General features: G+C 37.5%; 11 protein-coding genes. 5 read left to right on the top strand and 6 right to left on the bottom strand.

The window, feature by feature from the left end:
- Positions 1-513 precede the first annotated feature (513 nt).
- Entirely contained in the window at positions 514-1,545 is a 1,032-nt protein-coding gene (locus ACFIM1_RS03225) for an aspartate-semialdehyde dehydrogenase (RefSeq protein WP_375609235.1), read from the top strand.
- Between the two features lie 332 nt (positions 1,546-1,877).
- Here ACFIM1_RS03225 and ACFIM1_RS03220 read toward each other — a convergent pair whose 3' ends face one another.
- Positions 1,878-2,516: an SH3 domain-containing protein gene (locus ACFIM1_RS03220; RefSeq protein ID WP_375609234.1), complete on the bottom strand. Its 639-nt coding sequence runs from the start codon at positions 2,514-2,516 to the stop codon at positions 1,878-1,880.
- 502 nt (positions 2,517-3,018) lie between these two features.
- Between ACFIM1_RS03220 and ACFIM1_RS03215 the strand changes: the two genes are divergently transcribed.
- Genes ACFIM1_RS03215 through ACFIM1_RS03205 form a run of 3 tightly spaced genes read left to right on the top strand, consistent with a single transcriptional unit; the run spans position 3,019 to position 5,572 of the window.
- Complete coding sequence (locus ACFIM1_RS03215; protein WP_375608717.1) at positions 3,019-3,837, top strand: MetQ/NlpA family ABC transporter substrate-binding protein; 819 nt, start codon at positions 3,019-3,021, stop codon at positions 3,835-3,837.
- 48 nt (positions 3,838-3,885) lie between these two features.
- Complete coding sequence (locus ACFIM1_RS03210; protein WP_375607359.1) at positions 3,886-4,920, top strand: methionine ABC transporter ATP-binding protein; 1,035 nt, start codon at positions 3,886-3,888, stop codon at positions 4,918-4,920.
- Positions 4,913-5,572, top strand: a complete 660-nt coding sequence (locus ACFIM1_RS03205) for a methionine ABC transporter permease (protein WP_375609233.1) — start codon at positions 4,913-4,915, stop codon at positions 5,570-5,572. Before ACFIM1_RS03210 ends, ACFIM1_RS03205 begins: the two co-directional genes overlap by 8 nt.
- A 915-nt stretch (positions 5,573-6,487) precedes the next feature.
- Here the strand turns inward: ACFIM1_RS03205 and ACFIM1_RS03200 are convergent.
- Complete coding sequence (locus tag ACFIM1_RS03200; RefSeq protein WP_375609232.1) at positions 6,488-6,967, bottom strand: MaoC family dehydratase; 480 nt, start codon at positions 6,965-6,967, stop codon at positions 6,488-6,490.
- A 159-nt stretch (positions 6,968-7,126) separates the two neighbouring features.
- On the opposite strand from ACFIM1_RS03200, the gene ACFIM1_RS03195 reads away from it, so the two are divergent.
- Positions 7,127-8,461 (top strand): NAD(P)H-dependent oxidoreductase, encoded by a 1,335-nt coding sequence (locus ACFIM1_RS03195; protein WP_375609231.1) that lies wholly within the window; start codon positions 7,127-7,129, stop codon positions 8,459-8,461.
- Between the two features lie 414 nt (positions 8,462-8,875).
- Here the strand turns inward: ACFIM1_RS03195 and ACFIM1_RS03190 are convergent, their stop codons facing one another.
- The 4 genes from ACFIM1_RS03190 to gcvH all read right to left on the bottom strand — a co-directional run bounded on the left by ACFIM1_RS03190 (position 8,876) and on the right by gcvH (position 15,633).
- Positions 8,876-9,016: a hypothetical protein gene (locus ACFIM1_RS03190; RefSeq protein ID WP_375609230.1), complete on the bottom strand. Its 141-nt coding sequence runs from the start codon at positions 9,014-9,016 to the stop codon at positions 8,876-8,878.
- Between the two features lie 744 nt (positions 9,017-9,760).
- Positions 9,761-10,111: a hypothetical protein gene (locus ACFIM1_RS03185; protein ID WP_375609229.1), complete on the bottom strand. Its 351-nt coding sequence runs from the start codon at positions 10,109-10,111 to the stop codon at positions 9,761-9,763.
- A gap of 2,352 nt (positions 10,112-12,463) precedes the next feature.
- The gene (gene gcvP, locus ACFIM1_RS03180) at positions 12,464-15,259 is read right to left on the bottom strand and encodes an aminomethyl-transferring glycine dehydrogenase (protein ID WP_375609248.1); all 2,796 of its coding nucleotides are present in this window, start codon (positions 15,257-15,259) and stop codon (positions 12,464-12,466) included.
- Between the two features lie 5 nt (positions 15,260-15,264).
- Complete coding sequence (gene gcvH / locus ACFIM1_RS03175) at positions 15,265-15,633, bottom strand: glycine cleavage system protein GcvH (RefSeq protein WP_375607353.1); 369 nt, start codon at positions 15,631-15,633, stop codon at positions 15,265-15,267.
- Between the last annotated feature and the right edge of the window lie 3 nt (positions 15,634-15,636).

The raw sequence follows: 15,636 nt of genomic DNA, 5'->3' as shown, positions 1-15,636 counted from the left end.
TAATAGTAGAGAATCTTATCCAATATAAATAGAGTTAGATTATCATTATAAATCAATACATTATTTCTAAGTAGAAGCCGATAAAATCTGGACATTTACAAACCGGAAAGAAATCTTCGTCTTTAAAAGCGTAGAGAGGAGGTAAAATAATTGACCACTTAACAGATAAAGTATAAAAGAATCCACCAACGCAATACCTAATACCCTCCTAAAAAACTCAAAAGAGTGAAGAGAAACAATTGACAGAAGATAAAAAATTCACTTAATTAAAGTGCTCTTTAAAGAGCATGATGACTTAGCGTAAAATATTCAATTTTTTCAATGCTGAAAGATTAAAAAAGACAATATTATTTGAAATAAAACAATTTATTGTGCTGACAGTTATAATTTGTATGCACAAAATTAGGATTGTTGAAAGTCAAAAATATAATTTAACGATGTTCCTTGACCAACTCACTCTCTCCTGAGTATAGCACGGGGAATAAACGTGGAGAGACATGAGGAGTATAGAAAATGAGTTTTAAAGTTGCAATTGTTGGCGCAACCGGCAATGTTGGTCGTGAAATGCTTACAATTTTAGAAGAGCGTGGTTTTCCTGCGCATGAAATTGTCCCTCTCGCATCACGACGCTCATTAGGACAAGAAGTTTCTTATGGAGATAAAACTTTAAAAGTAAAAGCACTGGATACTTACGATTTTTCAGACACAGATTTTTGTCTTATGTCTGCAGGAGGGAGCATTTCCAAAGAATACGCCCCTAAAATCGCTGCTACCGGCTGTGTCGTCATCGATAATTCCTCCACGTGGCGCTATGATGCCAATGTTCCGTTGATAGTCCCTGAAGTCAATGGCGAAGCTATAAATGCCTTTTCTAAGCGTAATATTATAGCAAATCCTAATTGTTCAACAATTCAACTGGTCTTAGCTTTAAAACCTCTCCATGATGCTGCAATCATTAAACGTGTTGTTGTCTCTACATATCAGTCTGTTTCTGGAGCTGGTAAAGAAGGAATGGACGAACTTTTCGAACAATCACGTGCAGTTTTTGTTGCAGATCCAATTACATCAAAAAAATTCACTAAACGCATTGCCTTTAATGTCATTCCTCATATCGATGTTTTCATGGAAGATGGTTATACAAAAGAAGAATGGAAAATGACCGTGGAAACAAAAAAAATTCTCGACCCGAAAATTAAATTAACAGCCACTGCTGTTCGGGTTCCTGTCTTTATCGGTCATGCCGAAGCTGTCCATGTTGAATTTGAAAAACCACTAAGCGCATCTGAAGCACAAGCGCTCCTACGCGATGCACCCGGCTGTCAGCTTATCGATAAACACGAAGATGGTGGCTATACCACCCCTTATGAATGTACGGGAGAAGATGACACCTTTATTAGCCGTGTTCGTGAAGATATCACCGTTGAAAATGGTTTAGTTTTCTGGGTTGTTGCCGATAATTTAAGAAAAGGAGCAGCATTGAATGCCGTTCAAATTGCTGAATTGCTCATTTCTCGTAATTTGATCAAGCCAAAGTCGATAAATTAATCATCTTCCTGTCCGACAGGACAAGGAACCTTATACAAAGCCGGTCTGTTAAAAAGTCCGGCTTTTTTAACAGCTTCCCTCTAACACCATCTTAAAAGGTTATTATTTCAAAGCACTGGCAAATTCCACCCTGAATATTCTTAGCTCTCTCTGCCTTAAAGAATGAAGCTCTTTCCCTGCACCGATCTGAACACAATCGCACTTTTGAAGGAGCTTGCACTAATATCCACCTTAATGCCGCTTTACGAAACAGCAAGAGCAGCAGCATAAGCATTGTTTGCTTCATGATGCTGATCCTTTTTGTCATTCCGGTTGTAAAATTAACTTTACCCTTATCGAACAGGATAAGTCACGACACGGTAACGCGTTTCATTGCGTTCAAAGTTTTTGTAATTGACATCATCCGGAAAGGAGGGATTATAAGCATTCACGCGCTTTACAGAAACTCCTTGCGCTTTTGGCGACGGATTTAAAATTGTCCGCTCATCTCTTTTTTTTACCCCGGTGGAATCGATAATCATATCTGTTCTATAGAATTTTTGCATGTTTTTGCGTGTTTTTTGAATCGCCGGAAGAGCTTTAAAATCAGAAACAGCCTGTTTCACTTTTTCTTTTGGTGATTTTACCATGGATTTTGATTTTGCTGGCATCTTTTTAAAAGCAATGGTAGGAACATCGTTAACATTGACGTAACGTGCAGATGCCCAACCAACTTTTCCATGATAACCAAGAGAACACCAAGTTTTATTGGATAGGCAGCCATAAATTTGCACTTTTGCTCCCATTGGAACCATTGCGATAACTTTATAAGCTGTCGCAGGGCCTGTGCGTAAAGATACCTGACCTGATGCAACACGAGCAACTGTTCCTGTAATGGTTCCAGCTTCCGCGTGAAAAGCAGTCACAGCCACCCCTGACGCTCCTAAAGCCCATAAAGTCATCATTGTTGATAAAAATTTCTTTCTTAACATTATTTTTCTTCCTCTCTAAAACATATGAAGGACAAAAATTCGCCTTTGCAAAAATTTGCCGCGTTTAAATCCAATGATCAGCAACCTTTTTCCCCAAAAAATCCCTCAACATTGCAACAAAACCTCTCTTTATCGCCTACACGAACACGGCCTTTTGATCTTGATTGCGCAGTATGTTCTTCATGAATTTACGGCTAAAACATCATCTGATTGTCCAGTTCTTCAACCAATTGTCCCTTACAGAAGTTTTTAAAGGGGCATTGGTTCCCTCAACAAATGATTGCAATAAAAGAATTAATTATTTGAATTTCAGAGAATTTCTATGAACAAAAGATGATCAGCCCCCAAAACAACTAAAATAGAAGGAAAAATAATACTCTTTTAAAAATAAAAGTGATTGAATATTCTCTAAAGCTTGTATAACTTTAAATCTGCCTAAAAAGATACAGAGTATATTGAAACTTCCCTCAAAAAATTTCTCGAAAAAGAAAGTTAAAAGCATATGACATTAAAAAAAATTTTTCGTAGTCGGATTATAGGATTATTCCTCTCTCTCTTTGCACTTTTTTTGTCTACTGCTTTTTCCATGGCCGCAGACAAAACAAAGATCAAACTTGGTATTATGGAAGGGCGGGATGCGATTATTTGGAAAACTGCTGCGGAACAGGCTAAAAAAGCCGGTTTAGATATTGAACTCGTTTATTTTTCTGATTACGCTTTGCCTAATGATGCTGTTAACGCAGGAGAGATCGATGCGAATGCTTTTCAGCACGCCCCTTATCTTAATGAACAAATGAAACAACGTGGCTATAAACTTTCAATTGTCGGCTATACATTTATTGCTCCAATCGGTGTTTATTCACACAAAATAAAAGACTTAAAAGATCTTCGTGATGGTGCTCATGTTGGTATTCCGAACGACCCATCTAATGGTGGAAGAGCCTTACTTCTTCTTAATTCTTTAGGTCTCATTAAGTTAAAAGATCCTCATAATATTCTTGCATCTCCACTTGATATTATTGAAAATCCTAAAAATCTGCAAATTCGTGAGCTCGATGCCGGTATGTTAGGGCGAGCTATTGACGATTTTGATCTTGCAATTATAAACACAAACTGGGCTATTGTTTCTGGATTAAGTTTTGAAAAAGATGTGGTTGCATGGGAGAGCGCCAAAAATAATCCTTATGATAATATCATCGTTGTACGCACGAGCGAAAAAGATGAACCATGGGTTAAAAAATTAGTTGCCGCTTACAACAACGATCTTATCCGTACAAAAATCAAAGAGATTTTTGGCAAAACCGCCCAAACATCTTGGTAATTGTGCCAAATATCTGAGTAATTGTGCCAAATGTCCGAGTAATTGTGAATGGAAAAACCTACTCTTATCTCCTTAAAAAACATCAGCCGTTGTTTTAACAAAACGGCTGGTGTTCCGGTAATTAATAATCTCTCTTTAAATATCCATGCTGGTGAAATCCTTGGCATTATTGGGCGCAGTGGAGCAGGAAAATCAACACTTATCCGCTGTTTAAATGGGTTAGAGAAGATTGATGCAGGGGCCATTTTTTTTGAAGGTGTTGATATTTCCAATCTATCAGAGATAGAATGGGCGCCTTACCGTCAACGAATTGGGATGATTTTTCAACATTTCAATCTTCTCTCATCGCAAAATATTCTTGATAACATTGCATTGCCGCTTAAATTAAGTGGTGTAAATAAAAAACAACGCCACAAACGTGCCCTTGAACTGATTGAATTGGTTGGGTTATTTGGGAAAGAATATTGCTATCCGGCACAATTATCTGGGGGGCAAAAACAACGCGTTGGCATTGCTCGTGCTCTTGCTGCTAATCCTAAAATATTGTTATCAGATGAAGCCACCTCTGCTCTTGACCCTGAAACAACACAATCTATTCTAGAGCTCCTTGCTGATATTAATAAACACCTCAATCTCACGATTGTGCTCATCACCCATGAAATGGAAGTTGTGCGCACCATAGCGCATCGTGTTGTTGTTCTTAATCAGGGGAACATTGTAGAAGAAGGACGTGTGAAAGACATCTTTACATCACCGCAAGACGATACAACCATAGCCATGCTCAAGCTTGTAACCCCACAACTTCCTGAAAAATTTGCGAAAAATCTCAAACCAATCGGACGAGAAGCTGTCATTGAAATTAATATTGCCGGTGAAATTGCCCAGCAGCCTTTTCTTCATCTTCTAGAAAATGAGAGTGGTTTAAAAGCACGTATTTTGCATGGTGGCATTGATACAGTTCAAGATGAAACCATCGGGCGACTCTTCTTGGCTCTTCCTGGAGAAGATAAAGAAGCTTTAGAAAAAGCTGTTCAATGGTTAACGAAAAAAGGACGATATTGTGAGGTCTTAGGCTATGTTTAATGTTCTGTCTCATGAACTTCCCCAAGCTGTTATTGATACAATATTGATGACACTTAGTGCTTCTGTTATGGCATTTATTATAGGGCTTCCCCTTGGTCTTCTTCTTCACACAACAGCACGCGGAGGGATTTTTTCCTCATCTCTCATCAATCGCCCTTTAAGCATGATCATTGACAGTATTCGTGCCATTCCCTTTATTATTCTTGCATTTTATCTTCTTCCTGTTACGCGTATCGTTGTAGGAAGAGGGATAGGAATGCCTGCTGTAATTTTTATACTGACCATTTCAGCTATCCCTTTTTATGCTCGCATGGCGGAACTCTCTTTTAAAACCGTTGAAAACGGTCTCATTGAAGCGATCCGCTCGATGGGTGCAAGTCGTCTTCAAATTATCAGACATGTTCTTATTCCTGAAGCTCTCCCTAGCCTGATTACAGGTTTTACAGTCATGGTCATTTCTCTTATAGGAGCCACCTCACTTGCTGGATATCTTGGTGGAGGCGGTTTAGGGGATATGGCAATCCGCTATGGCTACCAACGCTACAATACCTTCATCATGACCATCGTCATCATCCTTTTGATCGTGCTCAATATTACAACCCAATGGACTTCTGATAAAATCGTACAAAAACTTGATAAAACAAAACATTAAAAGACTTAGAATTTCACATGCCAATACCATCATCCTCTTTGCCACTTTCCAAGTGTACCAACCCTTGCCTATCGAAAACGCTCATAAGAGATTAGGAACTTTTTTCTTAAACAGTTTTTATCTCTCCCCATCCGTTTGTAACATGAAAGAAAATAGTTTTAATGGCTTTAATATAAAAGGGGATAAAATAAGAGATCTCATAGTATGTGAGACTCTCTTTAAATTAAGACATTGACCACAACCTCTCCAAACCGTAGATAACACATTGAATTTATAATGATAATATGGTGTTATTCATATTGAACGAGAACTCTGAATACCGTAAGATCCTCTCATTCCCAATTTGTTCCATATAGAATCAACCAAAACCTCTCTCTTGCACGTTACAAGCGGGAAGAGCCTTGTGAGTAAAAACATACAAGAAAGGAAGGCATGCCTCTTATGAATTATCTCCAGCGCCAAGACCTGTCTTAACATTGGCGGCTAGCATATAATATGATAATAGTATCGGTTTTCTTCTTCACAAGCATAAAAATATGAGGGTGCTCAATGGCTTTATCGTTATACTATTCACAGGCGCCATTGCGAAATGGGTGTGACGAGCGTTGAGAGACATTGCTTTAAAATAAGCCTGTGAATTGGCAACGCAAGTATATTCCATTTGAAGCGTTCTGTTTTACGTGATGGGTATGATCCCATAAAGAACGCTATAAATAAAAGCGCGAAGCAATGCACTATCTTCATTAGAAAACTCCTCTTCAAAACGATCTAGGAAAGATAGTAACCTGCTATGGCTATCAACGCTATGATAGCTCGATCATATCTATTATCCTATAGATTATTCTCAATATCATCATTGAAGAAACTTCTAATAGAGTTGTATAAAAATTTTGTAAAATAAAGCACTCAAATAATCTAGATATTGGAAGGTTTTTCTTCCACAACAGCAACGATAAGCCATTGAGCGGTAAGAGCTGGTTTTTTTAACTTTTCAATTTCCACCGTAACCCCATAATGGAAAACCACTCGACCAGAAGGGCGAATTTCTGCGTCGTCTAACACAAAACGCGCACGTATCCGTACCCCTGTTTTCACAGGACTCATGAAGCGCACTTTATCGAAACCATAATTAATCCCCATTGTGGTCCCTTCTAACTCAGGAAGAGTCTCATAAGCGAGCGTAGACAAAAGCGATAATGTTAAAAAACCATGAGCAATCGTGCCACCAAAAGGTGTTTGCTTAGCCTTTTCCTCATCAACGTGTATCCATTGATGATCATCTGTAGCGCATGCAAACTGATTAATCATATCCTGTGTAACAAGACGCCACTCCGATAATCCTACTTCTTTCCCAATAAAACTGGTGACATCTTGTACTGCTATTTTTTGCTGCATAACGCTATTCCTATTTTATTTGATAAAAGCCCCCCTCTTGCTTTTATAAAATCCATTGATTAGAGCATCAAGAATAAAAGATTAATTGTCTTAAAAACAAATGCACCTTATGAATGAGAAAAGTTCTTTAGCAGAATAGTTTTCAAATAGGAAAAAAGAATGGCAAGCAATGTGAACCTAACAGGTTTAGCGCATGATTTGAAACAACGTGCAGAAAACCATCCCCCCATCCGTATTGGACTGATTGGTTGCGGTGAAATGGGGACAGATTTATTATCAAGTATTGCGCATATGGATGGTATAACAGTCGCTGCTGTAGCCACGAGGACACCGTCACGTATTTTTGATGCCGCTACACTAGCCTATGGCGAAGATGGACATGTCTGTGAAGTTGAAAATGCTCATGCTCTCACGCAAAGCATTGAAAATGGTTTGATTGCAGCGACAGATGATATTGACCTTGTTTTGCGCCATGAACAAATTGATATTATCATTGATGCAACAGGCTATCCCGAAGCAGGAGCAGAAATTGGTATCAAAGCGCTTGAGAATAACAAACATCTTGTCATGATGAATGTTGAAGCAGATGTTACAATTGGCGCTTATCTCAAACATGAAGCAGAAAAACGAGGGCTCATTTATACACTTGGTGCCGGCGATGAACCAACTTCTTGTATGGAACTCATAGAATTTGTTTCAGCTCTTGGACATAAGATTGTTGCAGCAGGTAAAGGAAAAAATAATCCTCTGCGCTTTGATGCTACACCTGATGCTTACGAAGAAGAAGCATTCCAGCGTAATATGAATGTACGCATGTTGGTTGAATTTATTGATGGTTCCAAAACGATGGTTGAAATGGCAGCCATTGCCAATGCCACCGGACTTCTCCCCGATTGCCCAGGAATGCATGGACCACGAGCAGCGCTACAAGATTTAAATAAAGTGCTTATTCCAAAGCAAGATGGAGGCATTTTACAGCGATATGGTGTTGTAGATTATTCAATAGGTCAAGGTGTTTCACCAGGTGTTTTTGTGATTGCAGAAATAGCACACCCACGTTTACGCGAGCGTATGGAAGATTTAAAAATTGGTCAGGGGCCTTACTTCACCTTTCATCGCCCCTATCATTTAACAGCAATGGAAGTTCCCCTTACCTGCGCACGTATTATGCTTTATGGAAAAAAAGATATGGTCCCTCTTAGCCATCCCGTAGTAGAAGTCTGTGCTGTTGCTAAAAAAGATTTACATCCAGGTGATCAGCTAGACTTTATCGGTCTTTATACTTATCGTGCTTGGATAATGAACATCGCAGAAGCACGCGCTCACCACGCCATTCCTTGTGGTCTTTTGGAAAAAGCAACAGTAACAGCTGCAATTAAAAAAAACGAACTCATTACAGTACATAATACTGCCATTCGTGAAGATCAATGGATTGCACGTCTTCGTGCTAAACAAGACCTTTTACTTCATTGCCCTTCTTCCACTAAGGCATAAGTATCCTTTATCCTAACAACGAATCTATTGATTTATAAATAATAATTTCCCTTTCTTCTCTTAAAGTAACGCGTAAAAAATAAACACATTACAGGTTCATAATATTTCTATTCCCAAAAGATCAATGGATTGCGCGTCTTCGTGCCAAACAAGACCTTTTGCTTGATTGTCCTCTCTTTCTACTCATATATCATCTCTCCTTTGCCTTACAACAAGGTATTGATTTATATAGATAATATAAGTGTTATTCAGATTGAATCTCCCTCCCGAATATCGCAAGATTCTCTCATTCCAAACCTATTTATCTTGAATCAATCAAAATCATTTGCTTACATGTCACAAGCGGGAATGACGTATGGATAAAAATGTATAAGAAAGAACTAAAAAAACTAAAAATGCCTCTTATGAACCGTCTCAAGTGCCAAAGTCTGTCGCAACATTGGGAACTGGCAAAGTGTGTGATGATGCCTGCTTAGGAACAGGACGTTTCAAACAGAATACACGTGCGGTGCAATTGCAGGTGTCTGTTTTAAAAAGACACTTCCCAACGTACATATCACCACCTCCATCTCACACCAGTGCCCATCAAGGCTATACCATAAACCACCCCATAAGAGGATGTAAGATTCATTATGTATCAACCATCTTGACTTCATAAGGATACAAACTGGCATCATCATTTTATCTGCCAGTTCTCGATTTACGACAGTCCTTAGCATTTGAGATAATTCCTGAGAGAAATTTTATTCTGTATCTTAAATAATTTTTATCCAAAAACTAACGCAACTTGTTATATGCAAGAAATGCTTTTGGTGGATTCAACATAAATAGATTTGAAATGAAAAAATCTTCCAACATTTAAATCTCTCAATTCAACGTGAGAAATGATAAATGGATAATTTATCATTTCTCCACTGAATATTAGAACATCCAATACAGAGATATTTTTTGTTTTATCCTTTTTTAAAAGCCTTTTTTATATTGCAAAATAAAAAGGATAAAATATATCTTTTATGTATAATCTTCATATAAAAGCAAATAAACAATATAAAAGGGCTGATAAAGAGGGTAAGAGTTCTAACCTTATTACGAGGAAATAATTATAAACTATCAAAACTAGGTGCTCTCCCTTAAAAATGAAAAACACCCATAGCAAAAATTTGAAGTTTAATGATGCCACCCAAAGATACAGTTAGTAATTAATAATAGTAATTTTCTATCCAATATATTGTAAATATTTATTTTTTAAAAACAATGAAGTAAACAAAAAACGCATCAACTTTGTCGATAATTTTTCTCTTAGAGTGTACAGAATAATCCAACAAGAGACACAACAGTACCGATTATATCCCTAGTACATAAAGCAGAAAGAAGTGATAGAACACCTATTCCATCCCAAAAGGCTGAAGCTGAAAAGGCAGCAGCTTTTTCAGCTTTCCCTAAAGCAACTTCATTTTGTCCTTCAAGGTTATGGATAACAACCCTATCTACCGCTTTAACAACCGCACTTTTTTCTAATGTAGAAACAAATCCTCCCTCTTGAAATTGATTTTTTACAAAACTTGCATTCCCCTCTACGGTTTGTACAAAAAAAAGAAAAAAGAGTGTAAAAATAAATGAACACACACGATTTTTAAATATTTTAAACATAGCTTTCTTTGCTCCTCTTTTTCTTCACTGAAAAAGTGAAAAAATATTCACATAATATAAAACCCTAAAATATATTTAATCATTTGCATAAATAAATAAATACATACAATACAATATGATATATTATGTGTACTTTTTACCATATAATAACACATTATGTATTACATGTAAAGAAATAAAAATAACATAATTTAAAAATGCCTCCTTAAAAAAGTTTTTTGAAAATAAAATGACTATAAAATCTAGGAAAAACAGTTGAACATAGCTTCACATCACGACAAAACCATCAAAGTAAAATGTATCGCTAATCTCTATTATCATCACCCCAAAGTTTGAGGGGATTCTTGACCCCCTCTTTACACCTCAAAGGACAAAAATTCCTGCCAGTTACCAGGCTATCAACAATCCAGCTTCTCACGAGCAACTTCCACCTGCTGACTACTCATAGAGTCCACTTCATAGGCTCGTTTGGGCATCCCCTTATCCTAAACACTGATCACCATATCTAAAAACACTTAATATAAAGCTTTTCACGCCTTATATCACCGCACTAAACAACAGTGTTTTATGGCATAATAGGATAAATATCAAAAATAATTTCTTCCTTTTATAAGATAATTTATCATTGATGATCTTAAATTAAGAGCAACTCAATACAGTAATATTTTTTATTTACATCGCTCTACTTCAAAATAATAAATAGTTGTCGACTTTCACATTAAAATAAACTCATTTGCAAACTTAAATAGAGCTTTTATAGCTTATTTGAAATGAAAATAATTTAATAAAAAAGTATAACATTTAAAAATGTCATTATAACGATAATTACTGCCTCTTATCTTAGTAAAGATAAAAATTGAAATAGTGTTTCGTGGATATTTTATTATATCGCGCATCAATAATATAGAGAAATAAAATTGTGGGAAAATAAAACTATCGCTCTAAAATAAAATAATACCCATAAATAAGCTTAAAATAGTATACTACTTTTCGAAAAAATAGTTATAATTCGACAAAACAATTCTAACTTGTAAAAGAGCAATCAAGATCTCTATTTTCAAACAAAAAGACATTAATAAAATAAAATTTCTAGAGCATTATGTAGGTCTTTTTTACCCCTATCAGATTGATAAAACATTATAAATAACACGAAAATACTAACAAACAACCTGAAACCAAATAAAAAGAATGCCATAACAATTTAGATGATCTCCCAAAATACTGAAAAAGACTTCTTGCTTAACTTTCACAAAAGTTTGTTCATCTTTTTCTTCAATATTGTCGATTACAGCCACCTCTCTATTTTGAATAACTATGTTTCCTCTGGATTAATAACAAATACTTTCCTTTGCAATAGACTTTTAGCAATCTTCACATGACTATCTGCAATTTATATGAAACAAAGAGTGAATGCTGTAAAAATATATAAATAAAAGTTACTATTGAATAATTTATTTTTATACTTACGATATAATAAAACATCCAATATAAACGTACTTAAAACTTAAATAAAAAATTGATTAAACATTTGAAGGAAAAGAGAGAGAACAATTTACGAGAAAATTGTTTTTTAAAGGACAAGCTTAAGTAAGCGCATTGAAAAAATAGCGCGATGAAAACTGATATTGAATAATAAATTTATTAACCGATCATCTTAAGAGTAAAATACTCATTTATAAGAATAATTCATTGTTTTGCACGTTGAGTGAAAAATTAGACTATTATAAAATTCTCTAAAATGTTAGCGCTGTTTATCTTGAATCAATCAAAACAACTGGCTTGCCTATCACAAACGAGAGTGATATGTGAGTAAAAACACGCAAAGAAATACATAAAAACATCACTTATGAAGCGTTTAAAAAGCAAGTGCTGGTGGCACACCATTGAAAATTGGTAAAGTGTGTGGTGGTGTCCCTTTTTTACTTCAAAAGTATACAGATGCTGGCGCACAATGTTGTGACAGACCTTGGCGCTTGAGACGATTCATAAGAGCCCTTTTAGTCCTTTCTTATACAAATCTTATCCATACAGCTCTCCCCGCTTTTGACGTGCAAGAGAATAGTTTTGCTTGATTCAACATGAGAAAGATTTGAAATAAAAAACGCATACGGCTTGCTGCTCTCATTCAATAGAGAGAATTTATAAATTATTATTATAAGTTCATATATGGCCTACAAAATACAATTTTTTGTCAACTTTTTCGATTTTGCTCATGATATAAAAAATAATGCAAAGTTCTAGAAAACAGACAAATAACGCCATAGCAACAGGACCAATAAGCATAAAACCCACACAAAATGTGTGGGCTTTTTTTGTTCATGCAAATAAACCAATTAAATATATATTTTTCGTTTAATAGGTATTTCCCAATGGCGGACACGAGCAAATAAGCATTCTGTCTCCCGCAACATTATCAATACGCGATACAGGAGGCCAATATTTATTGGCTGGATCAAGAAAACTGTTGGGAAAAGCAGCTTCTTGTCGCGAATAGGGTCGTGCCCAAGCATCATCTAAAGTATCTACCACTGTATGGGGGGCATTCACCAATGGATTATTGTCTTTTGGCCAAACCCCGCTACCAACTTTCTTAGCCTCTTCAGCAATAGAGAGTAAAGCATCACAAAAACGATCAATCTCTGCTTTTGGTTCTGATTCCGTTGGCTCAATCATCAAAGTTCCCGGAACAGGAAACGACATCGTGGGCGCATGGAATCCATAATCAATGAGACGTTTTGCAATATCATCAACACTCACCCCATACTGCTCTTTCAACACGCGTGTATCCACAATACATTCATGCGCAACACGCCCATGCTTGCCCCGATAAAGAATGGAATAAACTGGTGAAAGACGTGCAGCAATATAATTGGCATTTAAAATGGCTATTTGTGTTGCATATTTTAAGCCATCAGCCCCCATCATTCGAATATACATCCATGTAATCGCAAGGATAGACGCACTTCCATAAGGAGCAGCCGAAACCGCATGTGTTGTCCCATCCTGTTCATGACCTGGTAAAAATGGTTTGAGATGCTTTGCAATACCAATTGGTCCCATACCAGGACCACCCCCCCCGTGGGGAATGGCAAATGTTTTATGAAGATTCATATGACAAACATCAGCGCCAATATCCGCAGGACGAGCAAGACCCACAAGGGCATTGAGATTAGCACCATCAAAATAAACTTGTCCGCCATTTTCATGAATAATAGAACAAATTTCCTTAATGCTTTCCTCGTAAACACCATGGGTTGACGGATAAGTAATCATAAGAGCAGCCAATTTATCTTTATGCAATTGCGCTTTCATCTTGAGATCGTCTACATCAACATCACCATCGCTTAAACATTTTACCACAACGACCTCCATCCCTGCCATATGTGCCGAGGCTGGATTGGTACCATGCGCAGATGCAGGAATAAGACAAACTGTACGTTGATGCTCTCCCCGTGATTGGTAATATCGTCGGATAGCCAAAAGCCCAGCATATTCACCTTGAGCACCAGAATTTGGCTGAAAAGAAACTTGCGCAAATCCTGTAATTTCGCACAACCACGCATTTAACTGGTTGATCATCTCCAAATATCCCGCTGCATCCTCTTGTGAAACAAAGGGGTGTATATTGGCCATACTAGCCCAACTTACAGGCATTAATTCAGCCGCAGCATTAAGCTTCATTGTACAAGAACCAAGAGGGATCATAGCGCGATCCAGCGCCAAATCCTTATCCGCTAAACGACGCAAAAAGCGCATCATATCTGTCTCTGAATGAACCGCATGAAAAAAAGGCTGAGAAAGAAAAGCAGCCTCCCGTTTTTTTCCAAAGAGTCGAGGAGAAGCCTTATCGCCTAATTGTGCCCCAAAAAGCTGCGCTAAAGCACCAGCATCTCCTTCTGTTGATAATTCATCAAAATTGATTGCAATAGTGTCATCATCAAGAACACGAATAAGGCGCCCACCTATTTTGGCTTGATGCGCAATCTCACGCGCTTTTCCCTTAACAGAAATACTCACACAATCAAAAAAGCTTTTCCCTTCAACATGAACCCCTGCTGCTTCTAAACCAGCAACAAAACGACATGTTAAATGATGAATTCGCTGTGCAATTTCTTGTAAGCCTTTTGGCCCATGCCAAACAGCATAAGCGGTTGCCATATTAGCCAACAAAGCCTGCGCTGTACAAATATTTGACGTCGCTTTATCACGCCGAATATGTTGTTCACGTGTTTGCAAAGCCAAACGAAAACCAACGCGCCCTTTGGTATCCACGGATTGACCAACAATACGCCCTGGAATAAGACGCGTTAACGCATCACTCACAGCAAGGTAACCAGCATGTGGACCACCAAATCCCATCGGAACGCCATAACGCTGCATAGAGCCAACAACGATATCTGCCCCCCATTGAGCAGGTGGCTCCTGAAGGGTAAGCGCTAAAGGATCAGCTACAACGATAACTAAAGCTCCCTTTTCCTTTGCCTCTTTTATGATCTCACTGTAATCATGAAAAGAACCTTTTGTATCTGGCCAAGATAAAACAATTGCCGCTGTATCAGAATCAATTTCGCCATTTTGGCTAATCTGAATCCCTTGTGTTTCAGCACGCGTTTGCGCAACACTCAAAGTTTGAGGATGTAAAAGACTCTGAAGAGAAATTTTTGTTTTTTTCTCACGGAAAGAGCGAAAAGCAAGGGCATTGGCTTCAGCTAAAGCAGTTGCTTCATCAAGAAGGGAAGCAGCAGAAACAGGCAAACCTGTTAGTTCACTAACCAATGTCTGAAAATAAAACAAAAGCTCTAAACGACCCTGGCTAATTTCTGCTTGATAAGGCGTATAAGCAGTATACCAAGCAGGATTTTCAAACAGATTTCGTAAAATAACCGGAGGCACATAAGTCCCATGATATCCTTGCCCAATAAAACTTTTATGCACATGGTTACGCTCCATCATCTTGGAGAGTTCTTCCAAGGCTTGTCCTTCACTAGCGGCCTCTGGAAGATTCAATAAACGTCCCAAATGGATAGAGTGCGGAACAGCTTGAGAAATGAGTGTCTCAACACTATCAAGCTCTAAAACATCAAGCATTTTTTGTGTTTCATCAGGACGAAGCCCAATATGTCGAGAAGAAAAAGAACGCTCGATCATGGTACTCATCCAATCAAAGCCTTATAAGCATCTTCATCTAACAACTCGTCCAGTTGAGTTTCATCTTGCAATGTCATCTTCCATAACCAGCCTTCTGTTTCGGCTTTCTGATTTACCAATTCAGGATTATCCGCCAATGTTTCATTTCTTTCGACCACTTCACCATCAAGAGGAGCATAAACATCTGAAGCCGCCTTCACTGATTCCACAACAGCCGCCGCCTCTCCTTTGGAAAGTTTTGTTCCACTTTGTGGTAAATCAACAAAAACCAAATCCCCTAATTGCTCTTGCGCATAATGCGTAACCCCAACAGTCACTACTTGTCCTTCAACTCTAAGCCATTCATGGTCTTGTGTAAAATAAGTTTTAGACATAAA

The organism is Bartonella sp. AC158YNML (assembly GCF_042196725.1).
GTDB lineage: Bacteria > Pseudomonadota > Alphaproteobacteria > Rhizobiales > Rhizobiaceae > Bartonella.
Note: the sequence above shows the minus strand (reverse complement) of the source record. Positions and strands in the feature narration are given on the sequence as shown.